18 protein-coding genes are annotated in these 21,216 nt (G+C 64.8%); 15 read left to right on the forward strand and 3 right to left on the reverse strand.

Annotated elements, in window-relative coordinates:
* Nucleotides 1–13: 13 nt before the first annotated feature.
* The 6 genes from ACVW1B_RS08045 (at nt 14) to ACVW1B_RS08070 (ending at nt 5,705) form a co-directional block, all read left to right on the forward strand.
* Complete coding sequence (locus tag ACVW1B_RS08045) at nt 14–880, forward strand: ABC transporter permease subunit (RefSeq protein WP_253609376.1); 867 nt, start codon at nt 14–16, stop codon at nt 878–880.
* Between the two features lie 13 nt (nt 881–893).
* A complete protein-coding gene (locus tag ACVW1B_RS08050) occupies nt 894–1,967 on the forward strand; it encodes a branched-chain amino acid ABC transporter permease (RefSeq protein ID WP_057015931.1) in 1,074 nt (357 codons plus the stop codon).
* Nucleotides 1,968–1,970: 3 nt separating this feature from the next.
* On the forward strand, nt 1,971–2,690 hold the full coding sequence (locus ACVW1B_RS08055; RefSeq protein ID WP_253609375.1) for an ATP-binding cassette domain-containing protein: 720 nt from the start codon (nt 1,971–1,973) through the stop codon (nt 2,688–2,690).
* Nucleotides 2,680–3,390 carry an ABC transporter ATP-binding protein gene (locus ACVW1B_RS08060; protein ID WP_016845725.1) on the forward strand — a complete coding sequence of 237 codons (711 nt, stop codon included), beginning with the start codon at nt 2,680–2,682 and terminating at the stop codon, nt 3,388–3,390. The genes ACVW1B_RS08055 and ACVW1B_RS08060 overlap by 11 nt, the downstream gene beginning before the upstream one ends.
* Before the next feature lie 63 nt (nt 3,391–3,453).
* A complete protein-coding gene (locus ACVW1B_RS08065) occupies nt 3,454–4,215 on the forward strand; it encodes an SDR family NAD(P)-dependent oxidoreductase (protein ID WP_225647396.1) in 762 nt (253 codons plus the stop codon).
* A gap of 86 nt (nt 4,216–4,301) precedes the next feature.
* On the forward strand, nt 4,302–5,705 hold the full coding sequence (locus ACVW1B_RS08070; protein WP_456791912.1) for an amidase: 1,404 nt from the start codon (nt 4,302–4,304) through the stop codon (nt 5,703–5,705).
* Between the two features lie 5 nt (nt 5,706–5,710).
* Here the strand turns inward: ACVW1B_RS08070 and ACVW1B_RS08075 are convergent, their stop codons facing one another.
* Both ACVW1B_RS08075 and ACVW1B_RS08080 read right to left on the reverse strand, forming a co-directional pair.
* A complete protein-coding gene (locus ACVW1B_RS08075; RefSeq protein WP_253609372.1) occupies nt 5,711–7,300 on the reverse strand; it encodes an ABC transporter substrate-binding protein in 1,590 nt (529 codons plus the stop codon).
* Between the two features lie 22 nt (nt 7,301–7,322).
* Nucleotides 7,323–8,525 (reverse strand): serine hydrolase domain-containing protein, encoded by a 1,203-nt coding sequence (locus ACVW1B_RS08080; protein ID WP_253609371.1) that lies wholly within the window; start codon nt 8,523–8,525, stop codon nt 7,323–7,325.
* A 234-nt stretch (nt 8,526–8,759) separates the two neighbouring features.
* On the opposite strand from ACVW1B_RS08080, the gene ACVW1B_RS08085 reads away from it, so the two are divergent.
* Entirely contained in the window at nt 8,760–9,434 is a 675-nt protein-coding gene (locus ACVW1B_RS08085) for a helix-turn-helix transcriptional regulator (RefSeq protein WP_028345120.1), read from the forward strand.
* 937 nt (nt 9,435–10,371) lie between these two features.
* On the opposite strand, the gene ACVW1B_RS08090 is transcribed toward ACVW1B_RS08085, so the two are convergent.
* Entirely contained in the window at nt 10,372–11,301 is a 930-nt protein-coding gene (locus tag ACVW1B_RS08090) for a D-alanyl-D-alanine carboxypeptidase family protein (protein WP_253609370.1), read from the reverse strand.
* 504 nt (nt 11,302–11,805) lie between these two features.
* Between ACVW1B_RS08090 and ACVW1B_RS08095 the strand changes: the two genes are divergently transcribed.
* The 8 genes from ACVW1B_RS08095 to ACVW1B_RS08130 all read left to right on the forward strand — a co-directional run bounded on the left by ACVW1B_RS08095 (nt 11,806) and on the right by ACVW1B_RS08130 (nt 21,149).
* Complete coding sequence (locus ACVW1B_RS08095; RefSeq protein ID WP_253609369.1) at nt 11,806–13,383, forward strand: gamma-glutamyltransferase family protein; 1,578 nt, start codon at nt 11,806–11,808, stop codon at nt 13,381–13,383.
* A gap of 325 nt (nt 13,384–13,708) precedes the next feature.
* Complete coding sequence (locus ACVW1B_RS08100; RefSeq protein WP_456821466.1) at nt 13,709–15,376, forward strand: amidohydrolase; 1,668 nt, start codon at nt 13,709–13,711, stop codon at nt 15,374–15,376.
* On the forward strand, nt 15,376–16,464 hold the full coding sequence (locus ACVW1B_RS08105; RefSeq protein WP_456821467.1) for a CobW family GTP-binding protein: 1,089 nt from the start codon (nt 15,376–15,378) through the stop codon (nt 16,462–16,464). Before ACVW1B_RS08100 ends, ACVW1B_RS08105 begins: the two co-directional genes overlap by 1 nt.
* 45 nt (nt 16,465–16,509) lie before the next feature.
* Nucleotides 16,510–17,823, forward strand: coding sequence for an ABC transporter substrate-binding protein (locus tag ACVW1B_RS08110; protein ID WP_456821468.1), 1,314 nt, complete (start codon nt 16,510–16,512; stop codon nt 17,821–17,823).
* A gap of 1 nt (nt 17,824) precedes the next feature.
* On the forward strand, nt 17,825–18,556 hold the full coding sequence (locus ACVW1B_RS08115) for an ABC transporter ATP-binding protein (RefSeq protein ID WP_456780992.1): 732 nt from the start codon (nt 17,825–17,827) through the stop codon (nt 18,554–18,556).
* Nucleotides 18,543–19,241, forward strand: coding sequence for an ABC transporter ATP-binding protein (locus tag ACVW1B_RS08120; protein WP_456780991.1), 699 nt, complete (start codon nt 18,543–18,545; stop codon nt 19,239–19,241). Before ACVW1B_RS08115 ends, ACVW1B_RS08120 begins: the two co-directional genes overlap by 14 nt.
* A gap of 16 nt (nt 19,242–19,257) precedes the next feature.
* Nucleotides 19,258–20,124, forward strand: coding sequence for a branched-chain amino acid ABC transporter permease (locus tag ACVW1B_RS08125; RefSeq protein WP_057017060.1), 867 nt, complete (start codon nt 19,258–19,260; stop codon nt 20,122–20,124).
* Nucleotides 20,124–21,149: a branched-chain amino acid ABC transporter permease gene (locus ACVW1B_RS08130; protein ID WP_456821469.1), complete on the forward strand. Its 1,026-nt coding sequence runs from the start codon at nt 20,124–20,126 to the stop codon at nt 21,147–21,149. Before ACVW1B_RS08125 ends, ACVW1B_RS08130 begins: the two co-directional genes overlap by 1 nt.
* Nucleotides 21,150–21,216: the final 67 nt, after the last annotated feature.

Genomic DNA, 21,216 nt, shown 5'->3' on the forward strand with positions numbered 1-21,216 from the left:
CAGGGAGACCGGAATGTCGGCTGAACTCTTCTCGGTATTCTATCAGTTCGCCGATGTCTTCGCGTTCCTCATCCTGTCGGCGGCGGGCCTGGCCATCGTGTTCGGCATGATGGGCGTCATCAACATGGCGCATGGCGAGTTCATCATGTGCGGCGCCTACGTCACCGTGGGGCTCGTGAATCTCGGCGTGCCGCTTCCGATCGCGCAGATCCTGGCCGCGCTGACGGCGGGGATCATCGGCATGATCGTCGAGTACCTCGTCGTGCGGCGCTTCTACAAGCGACCGCTCGACTCGCTGCTCGCGACCTGGGGCCTCAGTCTGATCGTGACGCAGTCGATGCTGCTGATCGTCGGCTCCGCGGTGCGCGGTATTGGCACGCCGGAAGGAAGCTTCGCGATCGGGGGCTATACGTTTTCGACCTACCGGCTGGTGCTGTTTGCCTGTGCGGTAGCGGTCCTTGCGGGCCTCTACGTCATCTTCATGAAGACGCGCTTTGGCGTGATCGCCCGCGCCACGATGCAGAATGCGGCGATGGCCAAGGCGCTCGGCGCGCGCACCGGGCGGATCTATTCCATCAGCTTCGGTATCGGCACCGCGCTCGCGGGGCTCTGCGGCGCGCTCTACGCGCCGACCATGACGCTGATCCCGACCATGGGCGCGACCTTTGTGGTCGAGAGCTTCGTCACCGTGGTGATCGGCGGCGCCAATGTCCTGCTCGGAACCGCGCCGGCCGCGGTGTTCCTGGCGATGATCCGAATGGCATTGAATGCCAGCTACGGGCAGATCATCGGCCAGATCGGCATGCTGTTTGCTGTCATTCTGATCATACGTGTGCTGCCCGAGGGACTATCCAGCGTGCTGGTTCGTCGTGGGCGCTAGACGGGAATTTCTGATGTTGAAGCTGCTCGAGGGCCCGCAGACGCTCGGACGCGGGAAGATCTTCTGGTCCTGTTTCCTCGCCGTGCTGGCGGGGGCGCTGATCTATCCGCTGTTCGCCGATTCCTATGACGTCGGCAATTTCGCCTACTTCCTGATCTGGATATTCATGGCGCTCGGTCTCTGCCTGATGTGGGGATACGGCGGCATGCTGTCGTTCGGCCAGACCTTCTTCTTTGGCATCGCCGGCTACGGCTATGGCGTGCTCGCCATCAATATGGGCGGGGGAACGACCACGATCGCCGCGCTGGTTCTCTCCGTGGTCATCGCGATGATCGCGGCCGGGATCCTCGGTTACTTCATGATCTGGGGCGGCATCAGCGGGATTTTCTTCGGCATCGTGACGTTGTCGGCGACGCTAGTGCTTGCCTTCTTCCTCGGGCAGACCGCGGGACCCGAATGGCATATCGGTCCGGCCCGGCTGAACGGCTTCAACGGCATGAAGGGAATGGACCCGCTCACGGTCGGCGACTTCGACATCGAGGGCTCGGCGCTCTATTACGTCATGATCGCGCTGATCGTCATCGTCTACATCGCGCTACGCATGCTGGTGAACTCGAGCGTCGGCAACGTGATCGTGGCGACGCGGGAAAATCCGCAGCGCGCCGAGATGCTCGGCTATGATGTCCGCAAGTATCAGCTTTTGACCTTCGTGATCGGCAGCGGCCTCGCAGGGTTGAGCGGCGCACTGTACACGTCGTGGGGGCAGTTCATCACGCCATCCAGCATCGGCCTGCCGGCGGCGGCGATGCCGATCGTGTGGGTGGCGTTCTCCGGACGCAACGATCTGACCGCGACCTTGGTCGGATCGTTCCTGCTGCTGTTCGGCTTTCAGACCATCACGGTCTACAGCCAGCAAGCGGCGCTGGTGCTGATGGGCGTGCTGCTGCTCGCCACCGTGATGCTGGCGCCGCAGGGCTTCGTGCTCGGCATCGGCAAGCTCGTCGTCGATTGGTGGACCAGGCGTCGGCGCCGCGACGAAGCCCCCGCGCTGGCCGATACCGCCCGCCTGCAATCGGATGAGACCTGAATCATGGCGTTAGTCGACGTAAAAGGCGTATCGAAACGTTTCGGCGGATTGACCGCCGTCTCCGATGTCGACCTGACGGTCAATGCCGGCGAGGTCCACTGCTTGATCGGGCCCAACGGGGCCGGGAAGAGCACGCTGTTCAAATTGATCGTCGGGCTCTATCCGCCGACCACGGGCAGCATCTTCTTCGACTCGATCGATATCACCGTCGAGCGGCCCTACGCGCGGGTGCAGCGCGGCATGAGCATCAAGATGCAGGCGCCGAGCGTGTTCAAGGAGCTGCCGGTGCGGCAGAACATCCAGATCGCGCTGCAGGAACGCATTTCGGGCGCGGATTGCCGTGCTGAAGAGGAGCGGCTGCTCGCATTGCTCAACCTGGCTGACGATAGCGGCAAGCTCGCCGGTGCGCTGTCGCACGGCCAGCAGCAATGGCTGGAGATCGGGATGGCGCTGGCGCTGCAGCCGCAGCTGCTGCTGCTGGACGAGCCGACCGCCGGCATGTCGCCGGAAGAGACTTTCAAGACCGGCGAGCTGATCAAGTCGTTCAATGCCGAGGGCATGACCGTCCTGGTCGTCGAGCACGACATGGCGTTCGTGCGTCAGGTTGCCCAGCGCGTTACCGTTCTGCATCTTGGCAAGATCTTCGCGCGCGGCAGCTTGGAGGCGATTTTGGAAGACGAGAAGGTCGCAGAAATCTATCTGGGTAAGACTCATGCCCACTGATCGCATTCTGGAGGTGTCGGGGCTTTGGGCGGGCTACGGCGCGACGCCGATCCTGCAAGGCGTCAGCATGTCGGTGTCGCGCGGCGAGATCGTCGGCGTGATCGGCCGCAACGGCGTCGGCAAGTCGACCCTGATGCGGTGCCTGATCGGTCTGCTGCAGACCTGGCGCGGCACCATCAGCTTCATGGATCAGGATGTCACGCAGCTCGAGGCCGATGCGCGGGCGCGCGCCGGCTTCGGCTACATCCCGCAGGGCCGCGACGTGTTTCCGCAAATGAGCGTCGAGGAGAATTTGCAGGTCGGCGAGTTGATCGGCGGGCCCGAAGGCAAGAAGCTGCCCGAGCTCGTCTACGAGTATTTTCCACGCCTGAGGGAGCGCCGGCGCCAGATCGCGGGCACCATGTCGGGCGGCGAGCAGCAGCAGCTTGCGATCGGCCGCGCGCTGATCGGCAATCCGGCGCTGATGATCCTCGACGAGCCGTCGGAGGGCATCCAGCCGTCGATCGTGCAGCATATTTGCGAGGCGCTGAAATCGTTCCGAGCGGAGCTCGGGACCACGATCGTGTTCGTGGAGCAGAATCTCGACACCATCCTGGAGATCGCGCAGCGCTGCTACATCATGGAGAAGGGCAAGATCACGCGATCGCTGGCCGGTGAGGAGGTCAACGCGGACAACGTTCGCGCGCAGCTGTTGCTGTGATCGACCGCGCGATGCGGTGAAGATCAGTGCGTTGCATAATTGATAATAATGGAGGGAATGGACATGGATCTCGGACTCAAGGGAGCAAAGGTTCTCGTTACCGGCAGCACCAAGGGCATCGGCAGGGCGATCGCCGACACGTTCGCCGCCGAGGGCGCCAATGTCGGCATCTGTGCGCGCAACCAGGGCGACGTCGACGCTGCGGTCACAGCGCTCAAGGCCAAGGGCGTTTCGGCGTTCGGTAGTGCCGTCGACGTCTCAAACGGGCCGGCCCTGAAGGCCTGGGTCGCCGACATGGCGTCCAAGCTCGGCGGCATCGATGTCGTGGTCGCCAATGTCAGCGCGCTGTCGATCGGGCAGGACGAGGAGAGCTGGGAGAAGGAATTCTCCACCGACATGATGGGGACGGTGCGCCTCGTCAACGCGGCGATGCCGTATCTGGAGAAGAGCGGCGCCGCCGCGATCGTCACCATCTCGAGCGTGTCGGGACGCGAGGTCGATTTTGCCAGCGGTCCCTACGGTACGTTCAAGGCGGCGATCATCCACTACACGCAGGGCCTTGCCTACCAGCTCGCGGCCAAGGGCATCCGGGCCAATTCGGTATCACCGGGCAACACCTACTTCGAGGGTGGTGTCTGGAACATGATCAAGGACGGCAATCCCGAACTGTACAAGACAGCACTGGCGCTCAACCCGACCGGCCGCATGGGCACGCCGCAGGAGATGGCGAACGCCGCTGTGTTCCTGGCGAGCAAAGCGGCGAGCTTCATCACCGGGACCAACCTCGTGGTGGACGGCGCGTTGACGCGCGGCGTCCAGTTCTAGGCGGGGCGCGCCGTCAGCAGAGCCGCGAGATCGCCGCCCGCGGCGGCGGTCCGGACAGGCATATTCCGATAACAGCAGGGCGTCAGATGTCAGCGGATTCATTGCACTACAAATCCATCATCGAAGTCTCCGAGCTCATTCGCCGCAAGGAGGCGAAGCCGTCGGAGGTGACCGAGGCAATGCTGGGCCGGATTGCGAAGCTGGATGGACAGTTTCACGGCTATGCGCTGGTCCTTGCGGAGCGGGCGATGGCCCAGGCCAAGCAGTATGATGCGGAGATCGCCAAGGGTGTCTGGCGCGGCCCGCTGCATGGCGTTCCGATCGGGCTGAAGGACCTCTGCTACACCTCGTTTGCGCCGACCGCGGGCGGCACGACGATCCACGCCAAGTTCGTGCCGTCCTTCAATGCCACGATCGTGGACCGGCTCGAAGTCGCCGGTGCGGTGACGCTCGGCAAGCTGAAGATGACGGAGGGGGCCTATACCAGCCATCATCCGGCCGTTCAGGCCCCGCTCAATCCCTGGAATGTGAACTACTGGGTTGGCTCGTCGTCGACCGGATCGGGCGTCGCGACCTCGGCGGGGCTCTGCTACGGTTCTATCGGCAGCGACACCGGCGGCTCGATCCGCTTTCCGTCGGCGACCTGCGGGTTGACCGGGATCAAGCCGACCTGGGGGCGGGTCAGCCGCTACGGCGTCTTCCCGCTGGCCGACTCGCTCGATCACGTCGGGCCGATGTGCCGGAGCGCTGCGGATGCCGCGGCGATGCTCGGCGTCATCGCGGGCGCTGATATCAACGACCCGACCGCTTTGCGGGCTCCGGTGCCGAACTATCTCGCTGGAGCGGGCGACGGCATCAGGGGCCTCAGGATCGGTGTTGACCGCAGGTACACCCAGGAGGGCATCGATCGGCAAGTCGTCGCTGCGCTGGTGCAAGCCGAGCGCACGCTCGCCGATCTCGGCGCCGACATCCGCGAGGTGCATGTCCCGCCTTACCAGAAGCTCGTCAGCCAGTGGATTGCGATGTGCTCGGTCGAGACGGCTGAGGCGCATCTGGACACCTACCCGTCGCGGAAGTCGGAATACGGACCCGATCTCGCGCAGCTGATCGAGCAGGGCAGGGCGACGAGCGGCGTCGACATCGCGGCCATCCATCATGAACGGCAGAAGTTCAGCGGCAGCCTCGTCGCCATGTTCGAGGATATCGACCTGCTACTGATCCCGACGATGCCGGTGCCGATCCCGACGCTCACCAAGATGAGCGAATACGGTGCCGACCCCAATGTCCTCCTGAGCATTCTGCGCTTCACGGCGGTGTTCGATTTCTCGGGCAGCCCGACCATTACCTTGCCGATGGGCATGGCCTCGGACCAGATGCCGCTCAGTATGCAACTGGTCGGCCCGCATCTGTCCGAGGACGTGCTGGTCCGCGCCGGCGCCGCGTTCCAGTCGGCGACGGATTGGCACACGCGGCGGCCGCCGATCGAATAGGGGCCTCAACCGGTCTTGTCGACGTTCCAGAACAGCGGCACCGGCGCGCGGACGATGTCCTTCAGCGCCTTGCGCGTCGCGGCCGGCTGATTGTACTGCCCGGTCGGGACGTGGGTGACCACCTCGTAGGCGCGTGCCTGGATCTTGTCGGCCAGCGCCTTCTGGTCCGGCGGCGCCGCGGTGCGGGCAAAGCTGTCGCGCAGCCGCTCGAGCTCGGTATCCTCGACCCAGCCGAAGAAGCCGCCGTTCTTGCCCTTGCCGTTGACGCAGGCGTTGCCGATCGGATTGACGAGGTCGGCGCTGGCCCAGGTCGAATGGTAGAGCGACCAGCCGCCCTCGGCCGGCATCGACTGCTTGGCGCGCCGCGCCACCACCGAACCCCAATCCATCGCGAGCAGGTTGACGTTCATGCCGATCGAACGCAGCGCCTCGGCGGTGACCGTGCCGAGCGCGGTGATGATCGGGGCGTCGGTCGCGTGCAGGATCGTGATCGGCTCGCCCTTGTAGCCGCCCTGCTTGAGCAGCTCCCTGGCTTTCGCGGTGTCCGCCTTGGTCGACCATCCGACCGCGCTTTCGAACGGCGTGCCGGCGACGAAGATCGCCGGCGTGATCTTGTAGTAATCGGGATTGCCGATCTGGGTGTCGAGCCAGTCCTTCTGGTTCACCGCGTGCAGCACGGCCTGGCGGATCTCCGGCCGGTCGAACGGCGGCACCAGCCAGTTCATCCGGCACATGCCGGAGAAGCCGAGCGTGTTGTAATCGGTCAGCTCGACATTGGAGGCGCGCGCGAGCATCGGATGATGGTCGTGCGGCGGCACCTCGAAGTAGTCGATTTCGTCGTTCATCAGCGCGTTGGTCGCGATCTGGAAGTCCGGCACGCTGATCCATTCATAGCGGCCGATCTTGACGACCTTGCCGCCGCCGGTGCCGTCGGATGGTTCGTAGCGGGAAACGTAGTCCGGGTTCTTCTCATAGGCGGCCTTGACGCCGGGCTGGAATTCCGCCGTCACGAAGCGGAACGGTCCGGAGCCGAGGTGATCTGATATGGCCTGGTCGGCGGGCGTCGCGGCGATCCGCGCCGGCACGATGAAGGGCACGTTGGCGGTCGGCTTGCCGAGCGCCGCCAGAACGAAGCCGCACGGCTCCTTCAGCACCATGCGAAAGGTGCGCTCGTCGATCGCCTTCAGTTCGGCGACGAATTCGAACAGTTTCTGGCCCATCGTGTCGCGCCTGGCCCAGCGCTGCAGCGAGGGGATCACGTCGGCCGATGTCACTGCGCTGCCGTCATGGAATTTGAGGCCGGGCCGCAGGCGGAAGGTGTAGGTCAGGCTGTCGGCGGAGACCTCCCAGGCCTCGACCATCTGCGGCTTGATCTCGAATTTCGAATTGGTCGAGAACAGCGTGTCGTAGATCATATAGCCGTGGTTGCGCGCGGTCCACGCCGTCGTCATGATCGGGTCGGTGGCGCGCAGCGGCGCGTGCATGACGGCCGTGATCGTCTTCGAACTGGCCCGCGCGATGCGCGGCATCGCAATGCCGAGGCTTGCTCCCGCACTGATCTGCAACAGACGGCGGCGGTTGATCGATGGTCCCATGGTGTCCCCCTGTCGCAATCGGTCAGCTCTTGCCGGCAAGCCTGGCCGCGATCGCGCGATAGCCGCGCATCCACATGTGATCGAGATCGAGATCCATCGGCAGCGGCTGGGAGGAGACGCGTGCGATCACGGTCTCATTGGCCGGATCGATGTAGATCCACTGGCCATGGATGCCGACCGCGGCAAACGGCGTTTCGCGCCGATCGAGCGTGTACCACTTGTTGCGGTAATTGCCGTTTGGAAACACTTTCGTCAGGTCGCCGCGCGACCAGGCCTCCGCATTGCCGTTCTGCCTGATGTCGTCGATCCACCAGCCGGGGACGACCTGTCGTCCGTTGCTGATGCCGTGATTGCGCATCATCTCGCCGAAGCGGGTGAGATCCCGCAGTGTCGCGCAGATGCCGCCGGCGACGCGGCCTGCGCCGCGTGAATCGACCGTGATGTAGGCGTCGTGCTCGGCGCCCATCGGCTGCCACAGATAGTGGGAGAGGATCTTTGCGTAGGACAGGCCGCAGGCGCGCTCGTAAACCCAGCCGAGCACATCGGTGTTGGTCGAGACGTAGTGGAAGGTCTCTCCATGCGGTGCGCCGTTCGGCCGCAGCGTGCGCAGATAGTCGCGCAGATTGCTCGGCGGAATCGCCGGATCGGGCAGCTCCCAGCCGGTCGAGCGCCGGTAGTTCATGACGTCGCCGTCGCGCGCCATGTAATCCTCGTCGAAGCGGATGCCGACGCTCATGTCGAGCAGATGCCGTACCGTGCAGCCGCCGCCATAGACCGAGCCTTCCATCTCCGGGATGTAGCGCGTCACCGGCGCGTCGGGGTCGAGCTTGCCGTGATCGGCGAGGATGCCGCCGAGCGTTCCGGCGACCGACTTGCTGACGGAGAAGATCAGGTGCGGGGCATCGGGCGTGAGGCCATGGGCATACCATTCGAACGCGACCTGTCCGCGATGCGACACGACGATGCCGTCGGTGTGGCTGGCACGCAGCGCCTCGCCGACGCCGACCGTCTCGCCGCGCGGGTTGGCGAAGCTGACGTCGTCGAGATAGCGCGGCGCAAAGGACAGCGGCGCCGGCGCCGCGGCGCGCGCGATGTTCGCGGTAGGTAGCAATTCACGGACATTGCGGAATGCCCACTCGTTGAAGGGATGCTGACGCCAGTTGGCGAGCGTGACCTGTTGGTCGGCCGCCGACGGGAAGGCGGCCATGATGCGACGCGAATTCATTCTTGATCCAGCAATGACATCGGATGATGTACGAAAGTTCCGCATGGCTCGCGTCGCTCGCAATCAACCGGATGGTGGAGGGGGCCGTTGGGTTACTTCGGCGTAACCGTTTCCCCGGACGTGCGCTTCGTGCGTTTGGCCCGCAATTTGCTTGACTATGGCTCGCGCGTGCCCCAGCGTGACGGTCGCGCGACGCGCAGACGTTCGCCATCGGGAAACATCGGGAGGTAGGTCATGATCGCGCTTCTGGGCCGACCGGATCCGGCAACCACGCAGGCCATTCAGTTCGCGCGCGGCATTCTCGAGGGGTCGGCGACCGCGTTCTACGAGGTCGACGGCAATTTGACCCTCAACCGCTTCGTGCTCAGCAGCAACGTGCCGCCGAGTTTCCACGACCAGTATCTTGCCGGCATGAACCGGCTCGATCCGTTGCATCCGCGCTCGGCGAGTAACCGGCCGATTGCGCGGCTGAGCACAGCGCTCGACCAATGCGCGACCCAGGAGGCGGCGACCTACCGCGCCTTCGCCGGCCAATGCGGCGTCGCCGACATGATCGAGTTCTTCTTCCGCCGCAACGACCGCATCGTCGCCGGAATGAGCGTGCTGTGGGCGCCGGGCTGCGCGATCCCCGACGGCAGCATGCATATTGCGGAGAAAATCCACGACTACCTCGAGTTCAACCTGACCAGCCGCCTGTCGTCGAATGCCGACGAGCCGGCGCGCTTTGGCCTGACCTCGCGCGAGATGGAAGTCGTTGAGCTGTTGTGCTGCGGCCGAACCAACCGCGAGATCGGCGAGTGCCTGAACATCGGTCTCGCGACGGTGAAGACGCATCTGATCCATATCTTCGAAAAGCTCGGCGTCGAGACCCGCTCCGCCGTCGTGGCGATGATGTCGCGGCCGCATTGAGGCGCGGGCTGTCGATTAGAGTCCGCGGCTCTTCCAGCACGTCGTCCCTGCGTAAGCAGGGACCCATACGCCGCGGCGGATGTTGTGAACGAGATTCGTCACCCCAGCGTCGTGAAACAATAAACATCCGTGGTTATGGGTCCCTGCTTTCGCAGGGACGACGATGAGGATCGTTCTCGCGCGAGACAACGCACTGTCATTGCGCTCCCATCTTCGGTATCATCACCCGCGCACGCGCATGCGAGTGATCCAGTATTTCAGAGATGCCTGTGCTTGAATCGAGAGGCCGCGGCGTACTGGATCGCCCGGTCCCGTCTTCGCCAAGGCTTCAACGAGGCCATGCATCCTTGGCGCGCCGAAGCTTTAGCGGAGGCGGCGAGCCGGGCAATGACAGTGCGGATGCGACACACGATCGTCGTCCTGGCGAAAGCCAGGACCCATAACCACAGCATTTGATCATGAACGGGATCGTGGCCCCAGCGTCGCGCAACAATTGCGATCCGGGGCAATGGGTCCTGGCTTTCGCCAGGACGACATTGAGTGTGTGGCGCGGTCTGTGAGTCACACATCCGGAATTGGGCGGGACCGTCGCTCCGTGGGCCGAAGCGGCGATCCCTGATCGCGCGAGGTGCATGGTCGGGTGTGGGCAAAATGTCGGCCAATCCGCACGACTGGGGACATGATAGATCGACAAGCGCACGCGGCAATTGCCATTCTGGACTAGCCCCGAGTGACAGATTCAGCGGCAAGCATGCTCCACAGCGCAGAAGTAGTAGCGCGGCGCAGCAATCGCGGTTCCTGGTAGATGAGAGTCCGAAGAGAGGCATAACGTCATGGGTGGAGGCTGGCCGCTACGGCCTCCGAAGCCGCCGTCAGCCCCAGCTCACCCCCTGAGCTGGGGCGCCGGAGCGCACGAAGCGCAGGAGGGGTAGGCCAATCAGAGGCGCGAGCTGACTTTCGTCGTCGCGGCCTTTGACGCTGCTTTTGACTTTGCGCGCGGCGTCACGCCATGTCTGGACGATGCTGCAATTCGGGTATGACGCTTGCCGGCCAGCTTTGTGTGCCTTGATACCGTACGATGAGCAGCATACTCCCGACCATCGACCGGTGCGAGATGCGCTGGGTCTCCATTCAAGTATGGACGTCCAACTCCGAACTGCTTTTCGTGCTCGTCGATCCATTTCCATAATCGCTTGGTCTCGGCTGCACACTCCTCCTTGCTCCCGCCATTCATGCTGACGACGTCTGCGGCGAGCCCGTGACCATAGCCCCCACGCGCGCTGCCGCCGTGATAGGACTTGTCATTTGCGGCCTTCAGCCCGTTTGCAATCGATTGGCGGTAGTCATCGCGGAATCCGCTTGTGATCCCGGGTGCCAATCCGGCCTGTTCCGCTGCATGGAGCAAATAGAACAGCTTTAGCTTGAAGGCTCGATCCATCCCTCCGATCACGTAATCCATCAGAGGCATGCGGGCTCTTTCTGCCGCCTTGGGGTCCTTCCACCCGAAGTCATTTTCGACCCGCTTCGGGAAGCTGCGTGTGACGGTGATCAGCTTGCGCTTCCGTTTGATGATCACGTCCTTTTTTTCGTACACGACGATCCAGTCGGTCTTCGGCGCGCGCATGTAAAGCGCGCCAAGGAACCGGTCGATGCACGTCTCGGCAACAAAGCATTCGTCCAGGACCAAGACTGTATCGACATTGTCCGGAGTGGCCTTGAGCGGGTCGGTAACGTTGGCGGTTTGAGAGGCCTGCTCAGCTTGCTTCTCGCTTGGCGTCGTCGGCAAAGCCTCGGGCGACGCTCGGTCCGCATCCGGCAAGACACTCCCGTTGGCATCGGATTGAGCCGACGGTTCGGATGCCGTCACCTGCCGGCTCGACTCCTCATTGGGCGACGCCGCACGCACATCGTGAACGACGGCGCAGCATGACAGTGAAACCAGAGACGAGGCAATGCGTAACCAACCAGCCCCGCAACCGAACCGACTTCGCCTGGCGCCATGAAACTCTCTGAGAGATGACATCGGCATTGGCAATCGACATGAGCTAAATTGATCATGGCAGCGTGCCATCGCGCTCCGGGCTTGGCAACCAGTTACCCACCACAGAATTGCCGCCGAGCACGCAACTATTCAGATAGGCCGAAAGAATTCCTTACGTGCAGGTTTGACAGGTGTTGCCGGGTTGCCCGCCGGATCAATCCGCCGCGTCCGAGACGCGTCTGGCGGGACAACCCTCGTCCGTGTTCACCGATCCACCGTTAGGTGGATTGCTGCCTGCCCGGTGGCCAAACGAGAGTCCTCCGCGAGGACCGGTGTCGTTTTCGACAATGTTGGCGAGCGGCGGCCGCTCACAACATTGAAGGAAACGACATGCGCGATTTCATGGCCATCGGCCGTTCGGTGGCGGTTGCGGAGCGCGGCATGGCCGCGACCTCGCACCCGCAGGCGACGCTGGCCGCGGTCGAGATGCTGAAGGCCGGCGGCAACGCCGTCGATGCCGCGGTGGCGGCGGTCGCGGTGCAGGGCGTCGTCGAGCCACAGATGACCGGGATCGGCGGCGACTGCTTCGCGCTGTATTCGCCTGACGCCGGCGAGCCGATCGCGCTGAACGGCTCGGGCCGCACGCCGACCGCAACCGATGCCGAGAAATTTGCCGCAAGCGACGCGCGCGACATTCCGCCGACCGCGCCCGAGGCCGTCACCGTGCCCGGCGCGATCGATGCGTGGTGCCGGCTGGTCGCCGATCATGGCAGCAGGTCGCTGGAGGAGATCTTCCGGCCGGCGATCGCGGCTGCCGAGCGGGGCTTTTGCGTGACGCCGCGCGTCGCGGAGGACTGGCGCCGCTTCCGGGCCCGGATCGAGATCGACGGCAATGCGGCGGCGCAGTTCCTGCCCGGCGGCAAGGCGCCTGAGGTCGGCGACATCCGGACGCAACCCGCGCTCGGCCGCACCCTTCGCCGGATCGCGCAGCACGGGCGCGACGCGTTCTACGCGGGCGAGGCCGCCGACGAGATGGTGGCTATCTTGCGTGCCCTGGGCGGCGCCCATAGCACCGACGATTTCGCCGCCCAGACCTCCGACTATGTGCGCCCGATCTCGGCGCGCTACCACGACCACGACGTGGTCGAGTGTCCGCCGAACGGGCAGGGCCTGGCCGCGCTGATGATCCTGCGGACGCTTGCAGGCTTCGATGTCGGCAAGCTCGGAGAGGCCGATCGCATCCATCTGCTGGCCGAAGCCACCAAAGCGGCCTACCGCGCGCGCGACGCCTTTTTTTGCGATCCCGCCACCAGCAAGGTCGATCCGGCCGCATTCCTTGCCGACGATTATATCGGGAGAATCCGTGGAAAAATCGACATGCGCCGCGCATCCGCGCCCGCGACCTGGGACGATATCGAGCATCGCGACACCGTCTATGTCACGGTGGTCGACCGCGATCTCAACGCCGTCTCACTGATCAACTCGCTGTTCTATCCGTTCGGCAGCGGCATCTACGCGCCGAAATCGGGCATCCTGCTGCACAACCGCGGCTGGAGCTTTCGCGCCAAACCGGGACATCCCAATTCGCTCGGGCCGCGCAAGCGGCCGATGCATACGATCATTCCGGGTCTGCTGCGCAAGGACGGCAAGACCGTGATGTCGTTCGGCGTGATGGGCGGGCACTACCAGGCCGCGGGCCACGCCAATCTGCTGTCGAACATCTTCGACATGAAGATGAACATCCAGGCCGCGGCCGAGGCGCCGCGCTCCTTTGCCTTCGACGGCGCGCTGTCGCTGGAGACGACCATTTCTCCCGGGATACGCGACGACCTTCGCGCCCGCGGCCACGATGCGCGGTTCTTGGAGGAGCCGATCGGCGGCTGCCAGGCGATCCGCATCGACCATGCGAGGGGCGTTCTGTTCGGTGCCTCCGATCACCGCAAGGACGGCCTCGCGCTGGGGTTTTGAGGGGCGGTGAGGCTTTTACAGTTGTCATTGCGAGAAGCGACAGCGACGAAGCAATCCATATCACCGCCCGCGGAGTGATGGATTGCTTCGCTCCGCTCGCAATGACGTGGATGGACCGATGTGCCCCATGACTATCATCCTGAGCTGAGGCCGCCGCCCGCATTGCGGGGACGCGGCGGAGCATCCACCGGACGGTGGATTGTTCAAAATGCCGACATGCCGAACGTTTGGCCATCATGCCGGCGTCGTGCGCGGTTCAGCCTTGTGCACCGCACGGTGAGAGGCTGATCGCTCCAGGCTTTCCCAATCGAGAAGTTTGATCCGTATGAACAGGACATTCGCCGACACGGTCTTCCGCAACGGCCGGATCTACACGTCGAACCGCGGGCAGCCCTGGGCGACATGTGCGGCCGTCAAGGCCGGCCGGTTCATCGCGGTGGGCGAGGAACGCGACGTCGTGGCGCTGATCGGCGAGGGGACGGCGACCGTCGATCTCGGCGGACGCATGGCGATGCCGGGGATCGTCGACATCCACAATCACATCATGATGGGTGGGCAGGCCGATCTCTACGAGCTGCGCTTCTCCAACGCAGACAGCATTCCAAGGATCGCCGACACCCTGCACAAGGCCGCATCGGCGGCGGCGCCCGGCGCCTGGATCGTCGGCGGGCAGTTCGGCAATAATCTCCTGAACGAGATGAACACCGCGGAGTCCTGCGCATTGCTCGACGCGGCCTGCCTGGGCCATCCCGTCGTATTGCGCGACGACACCTATCATAATCGCTGGGCGAGCTCGGCGGCGCTGCGGCTGGCCGGTGTTGCGGCCGACACGGCGGATCCGACCGACGGCGAGATCGGCCGCGACCTCAAGTCCGGAACGCTCACCGGGATCATGATCGAGGCCGCCTCCGGCCTGGTCGAGCGGGCGCTCGCGGCCTCCGGCCACTACACGGCCGAGATGGACCGTGCGGCAGTGGCGCGCTCGATCTCGGTGCTGAACGCCTATGGCGTCACCGCCTTCATCGATGCCGCCAGCATGCAGCCGATCATGGCGGCGCTGAAGGGGCTCGACGATCGCGGCGAGCTCACCGCCTGGGCGGTGTGCGCGATGCCGGTGGTCGAGCCGGGCTTCATGTTCGGCAAGGCCGGCGAGGAGCTGTTCGCGCTGCGCGAGGATTACCGCGGTGCGCATGTGAAGCCCGATTATGTCAAGGTGTTCCTCGACGGCGTGCCGGGCGCCAAGACCGCGGCCTTCCACGAGCCGTATGTGGCCGACCCGGTGCGCGGCTGCTGCTTCCGCGGCTCCACCATGCTGACCGTGCCGGACCTGATCCGTTGGCTCGGGCGCTGCGAGAAGCTCGGCCTTGCCGCGAAGATCCATTGCGCGGGCGACGCCGCGGTCACGCAGGCGCTCGACGCCATCGATGTCGTGCGCAACTTCAACGGCCCGACCCATCTGATCCATCAGATCGCGCATGCGAGCTATATCGCGCCCGACGATGTCAAGCGCTTCGCCGAGCTCGGCGTCGCCGCCGACCTGTCGCCGATCATCTGGTATCCGACCATCTTCCTCGAGGCGCACAAGGCCGCGATGGGCGAGGAGCGCGCGCAGCGCTTCTGGCCGAACCGCGATCTGAAAGAGGCCGGCGCGCTGATGGCCGGCGGCTCGGACTGGCCGGTGATCCCGATCCCCGATCCCTGGCAGGGCATCGAGGGCATGGTGACGCGGCAAAATCCGACCGGGGATTTTCCCGGCAAGTCACTGTGGGCGGAGCAGGCGCTCGACCTCAAAACCGTGATCGACATCTACACGATCGATGCCGCGCGCGCGGCCGGGCTCGGCCAGTCGATCGGCTCGATCGAGGTCGGCAAATCCGCCGACCTCATCGTGCTCGACCAGATGATCTTCGACATCCCGCCGGATCAACTGGCCGATACGCGGGTCGAGCTGACCTTCTTCGAGGGCCGCAAGGTTTACGAGCGGGGCGCGTGATGGGCACGGCGGATCAGATCCCGGTCACGGTGCTGACCGGTTTCCTCGGCAGCGGCAAGACCACGGTGCTGAACCATTTGCTGCGCCAGCCAGAGCTCAATGGCGTCGTCGCCATCATCAACGAGTTCGGCGAGGTGGCGTTGGATCACCTTTTGGTCGAGAGCAGCGAAGACCGCCTGGCGCTGCTCGACAATGGCTGCATCTGCTGCTCGGTGCGCGAGGACCTGATCGAGACGCTGGCCGACCTCGCATCGCGCCGCGCTGACGGCACGATCCCGCCATTCCACCGGGTGCTGGTCGAGACCACCGGGCTCGCCGATCCCGTGCCCGTGCTGCACACGCTGATGACGGCGTCCGATGTCCTCAGTCGCTACCGGATCGACGGCGTGGTCGCGACCGTCGATGCGGTTAATGGTACGCACACTCTTGCGGCGCACAGCGAAGCCGTCAGGCAGATCGCCGTCGCCGACCGGCTGCTGGTGACCAAGACCGACCTTGCCGCCGATGATGCACTGGCGCGGCTTGATGCGCAGCTTGCGGCGATCAATCCGGTCGCAACGCGCTCACACGTGCGGAACGGGATCGTCGATCCGGCAAAAGTTCTCGATGCCGGGCTGTTCGATCCGGCGGCGCGCTCCGCTGATGTGGTGCGCTGGTTCGATCTGGCAGCGCAGGCGGCGAACACGCCGCACCATCACGGGGATCACCATTGCGACGGCGAGGCGTGCAGCCACCACAGTCATCACGCGCACGACACCGGCGTATCGTCCTACAGCCTGATCATCGACGAGCCGATCCAGCGGGAGGCGTTCGCGCGCTGGCTCGATTATGTCGCGGCGCTTAGAGGCGAGGACCTGCTGCGCTTCAAGGCGATCGTGCATGTCGCCGAGCAGCCCGATGCGCCCATGGTGGTGCACGGCGTGCAGCACGTGTTCCATCCGCCGATCGCGCTGCAGGGCTGGCCGTCGGCGGACCGGCGCTCGCGGCTCGTCTTCATCGTGCGCGGCATCCCGCGCCAGATCATCGAAAACACCTTGTGCAAATTCGCCGCGGTGAGCCGTGCGGCGATCCAGCGATCGGCGGCGTGAGCCGCGGTCAGGCATTTTCATCATTGGTTGTGGAGGGAGAGGGACATGACTGAGACGAAGAACAATACGGCGTTCGGCCGGCTCGACCGGCGCACGCTCTTGAAAGCGGCCGGTGCCACCGGCCTCGCATCGGCGATGAACGTGCCGCTGGTCAATATCGCGCGGGCGGCCGGCAACACCCTCAAGATCGGCTGGGTCGGCTGCCTCTCCGGCGTCCGGGCGCAGTTCGCCGAGCCCGATCCCTGGATCCATGAGCGCATCAAGGCGCGGCTGAAGGATGGTCTGAAGATCGGCGGCAAGACCTATCAGGTCGAACTGGTGTTCAAGGACAATCAATCCGATCCGAATCGATCGTCGGTGATCGCGAGCGAGCTGGTGCTCCGTGAAAAGTGCGACCTGATCCTGATCGAGGACGGCGACGCCCAGCCGCCGGTGCAGGAGCTCGCCGACGCCCGCGGGATTCCTACCATCTCGACCATGGTGCCGTGGCAAGGCTGGATGTTTCCGCGCAAGTCGACGCCGGACAAGGGTTTTCCCTACAGCTACCATTTCTTCTGGGGTGCCGACGACGTTGCGAAAAATTTCTTGGGCATGTGGCAGTCGGTCGAGACCAACAAGAAGGTCGGCACGCTCTACATCGACAACCCGCCGGGCCAGGCGTTCTCCGATCCGAAGCTCGGCCTGCCGGCGGGCATCTCGGGAGCGGGCTATCAGGAGTTCTCGGCCGGCAAATTCCAGATCGCGACCGACGACTTCACCAACCAGATCGCGCTGTTCAAGAACAACGGCGTCGACATCGTCTCCGGCTTCACCTTCAGCAATCACTGGGTGACGCTGTGGAATCAGGCGGCGCAGGCCGGTTTCAAGCCGCAGATCTGCACGGTGGCGGCGGCCTTCCTGTTCCCGGCCGCGGTGAATGCGCTCGGCGATCGCGGCGACGGCATGTCGACCGAGGTGTGGTGGACGCCGGCCTATCCGTTCAAGTCCTCGCTGACCGGGCAGAGCGCTGCCGAGCTCGCCGCGGAGTGGGAGAAGACCACCGGCAAGCAGTGGACCCAACCGATCGGCTACGCCCATGCGCTGTGGGAGGTCGGGCTCGCGGCGTTGCAGAACAGCGATCCCAAGAACAAGAACTCATTGCGCGATGCGATCGCCGGCCTCGACATGGAGACCGTGGTCGGCCGGGTCAAGTTCAAGGACAGTCCGATCAAGAACGTCGCGGTGACCTCGCTGTCGGGCGGGCAATGGCGCAAGGCCAAGGGCGGCAAGTCGAAATACGAGCTCCTGATCGTGCACAACGGAACGGCGCCGTTCATCCCGAAGCAGGCCGATCTCCAGCTGCTCTCCAAGCTGGCCTGAGATGGCACCGCTTCTGCGCGTCAGCGGTCTGTCCAAGCGCTTCGGCGAGATCGTGGTCGCCGACAATGTCAGCTTCGCGCTGGCGCGCGGCGAATGCCTCGGCGTGATCGGCCCGAACGGCGCCGGCAAGAGCTCGCTGCTCAACCTGATCGTCGGACTGCTCACGGCCGACGGCGGCTCGATCATGCTCGACGACAGGGAGATATCAGGCCTGCCGCCGCATCGCCGGGCGCGGATGGGGCTCGGGCGGGCGTTCCAGATCCCGCAGCCGTTCCCGCATCTGTCGGTCTACGAGAACGCGCTGGTCGCGGCATCCTACGGCGCCGGCCTCACCGGCGAGGCGGCGTCGAGCTGGACCATGGAGGTGTTGCAGCGCACCGGGCTCGACGCCAAGGCGGACAGGCTCGCCGGCGCCTTGCCGCTGATCGACCGCAAGCGGCTGGAATTCGCCAAGGCGCTGGCCTCGAAGCCGAAGCTGATCCTGCTCGACGAGATCGCCGCCGGGCTGACCGAGCCCGAGGTCGAGCGCCTCGTTGCCATCATCCAGTCGGTGAAGGCCGATCATGCCATGATCTGGATCGAGCACATTCCGCACGCGCTGCGCGCGGTGTCGGATCGCATCCTGGTGCTCGACTTCGGCCGCAAGGTGCTGGACGGGCCGCCGGCCGAGGTCATGGACAGCGCCGTGGTGCGCGAGATCTACATGGGATTGAAGGCCGATGGCGTTGCTTGATGTGAACGGCCTGCAGATCTTCTACGGCGATCTGCAGGCCGTGTTCGATATGAACTTCACCGTCGCGGACGGCGAGGCGGTGGCACTGGTCGGCGCCAATGGCGCCGGCAAGTCGACGTTCCTGAAGGCGCTGGTCGGTCTCAACGAGGAGCGTCGCGGCGCGGTGCAGTTCGACGGCGTCGATATCTCGCAGATGCCGGCCGAAGAGGTGTCGCGGCTCGGCCTCATCATGGTGCCCGAGGGCCGCCTGCTGTTCGATTCGCTGACGATCGAGGAGAACCTGTTGATGGGCAGCGTCAACCGGCGCAAAGGCAGCTGGACCTTGCGGCGGGTGTTCGACCTGTTCCCGATCCTCGAGGAGCGGCGGCGGATGTTTCCCGGCCAGCTCTCCGGCGGCCAGCAGCAGATGGCGGCGATCGGCCGCGCGCTGATGTCGAACCCGCGGCTCCTCTTGTGCGACGAGATCTCGCTCGGGCTCGCCCCCGTCGTGGTCGAGCAGATCTACCGCTCCTTCGCCGACATCCGCCGCGAGGGTACCGCGGTCGTGCTGGTCGAGCAGGACGTCAAGCGCGCGCTCGCGACCTCGGAGCGGATCTATTGCCTGTTGAAGGGGCGGGTGTCGCTGACCGGCCCGGCGCAAGGCTTGCAGCCGGAGCAGCTGACGCACGCCTATTTCGGTAACTAGCCAGGGTTGGCACGACATGATCTGGGTTGAGACGTTGATCAACGGGGCCCTGCTTGGCGGGCTGTATGGGCTGCTCGGCATCGGGCTCGCACTGGTGTTCGGTGTGATGCGCGTCGTCAACATCGCGCATGGCGAGTTCATGGTGCTGAGCGCGTTCTGCGCCGTGCTGCTGGCCAACCTGTTTCCGCAGGTGTCGCCGCTGTTGATGTTGATCCCGGTGATTGCGCTGTCCTTTGCGGTCGGATGGCTCTACCAGGCCGCCATCGTCAACCGGGTCGTGACGTCGCCCGATCCGCTGTCGCCGCTGCTTTTGACCTTCGGCGTGTCGGTGATCCTGCGCAACGTGATGGTCGAGGTGTTCGGCGCCGACGTGCGCAGCCTCCAGGTCGGCGAGCTCTCGCGCGCCAGCCTCGAGATCGCGGGCCTCAACATCGGCATCATGCCGTTGCTGACGCTGGTGCTCGCCGCGCTGCTGTTCATGGCGCTGCAACTCGTGCTGCGCCATACCGAGTTCGGCCGGATCGTGCGCGCCACCGCCGACCGCCGCGATATCGTCCGGCTGTCCGGCGTCAAACCGGACCGGGTTTATAACTATGTCATGGGCCTGTCGCTCGCGCTCGGCGCGATCGGCGGCGTGCTGCTCGCGGTGCGCTCGAGCTTCACGCCGTTCTCGGGGGCCGAGCGGCTCCTCATCGCGTTCGAAGTCGTGGTGCTCGGCGGGCTCGGCTCGTTCTGGGGCGCGCTGCTCGGCGGCATCGCGCTCGGCATGGCGCAATTGATCGGGCTGAAAATCGATCCGAATGCCGGGCTGCTCTATGCGCACCTCCTGTTCTTCATCATGCTGCTGATCCGCCCGTCGGGTCTCGTGTCGAGCAGGGTGTGATGCCGATGCCGACACGTACCATTCTTGCGGCCTCTGCCATCGTGCTCGTCGCGGTGATTGCCGGCGCGCCCTTCGTGCTGAACGAGGGATTCCTGCGGCTCGCGACCGAGTGCCTGCTCTTGCTGACGATGGCGCAGATGTGGAACCTGCTGGCGGGTTATGCCGGGCTGGTCTCGCTTGGCCACCAGGTCTTCATCGCCTTCGGCGCTTATGCGCTGTTCCTGACCTCGGGCTGGCTCGAGGTTACGCCGATCTGGGTGCTGCCGGTCGTGCCGCTGGTGGCGGGCGCCGTTGCGGCGATCATCGCCTTTCCGCTGTTTCGTTTGCGCGACGCCTATTTCTCGATCGCGATGTGGGTGTTCGCCGAAATCATCGGCGCGTTCACAATGAAGTCGCAGGCCGTCGGCGGCACGTCGGGCGTGCCGCTCGCGACCAGCAAGCTGATCGATTTCGACTGGTTCGAGCCGACGATGTTCTGGCTCGCCGGCGGCCTGACGCTGGTGACCATTGCGGCGCTGTACAGGATGATGACGTCGAGCTTCGGGCTCGGGCTGATGAGCGTGCGCGACAATGATCTTGCCGCGATGAGCGTCGGCGTTGACGTCCGGCACAATCGTTTCGTCGCCTTCGTGCTCTCGGCGGCGGGATGTGGGCTTGCCGGCGCGCTCAGCTTCATGGGCAATCTGTTCATCGCGCCGCTAGCGGCCTTCGACGTCAACTGGTCCGTCTACATGATGTTTATCGTGATCATCGGCGGTATTGGAACGCTGGAAGGCCCGATCCTCGGCGTCATCATCTTCTTCGGCCTGCGCGAGCTGATGACCGGACCGCTCGGCCTGTCCGGCGGCTGGTATCTGGTGGGGCTCGGCATCATCGCCGTCGTCGTGATGATCGTGGCGCCGCGCGGCCTCTGGCCGGCCTTGCGCGATCGCATCGGCGTGCGGCTGCTCGATGTCCACCGCGCCGCGCCACGCCCGGCCGCGGCCGCAATCCTGCCGGCGGCGTCGGAACAGGTTACCGGATGAAGGAGCGGGCCTTCACGTCGCCGCCGTTGCTTGTATTCTGGCAGTTCTAGCTTTGAGTGGAGAGCGG

Source organism: Bradyrhizobium sp. USDA 4502 (assembly GCF_054063355.1).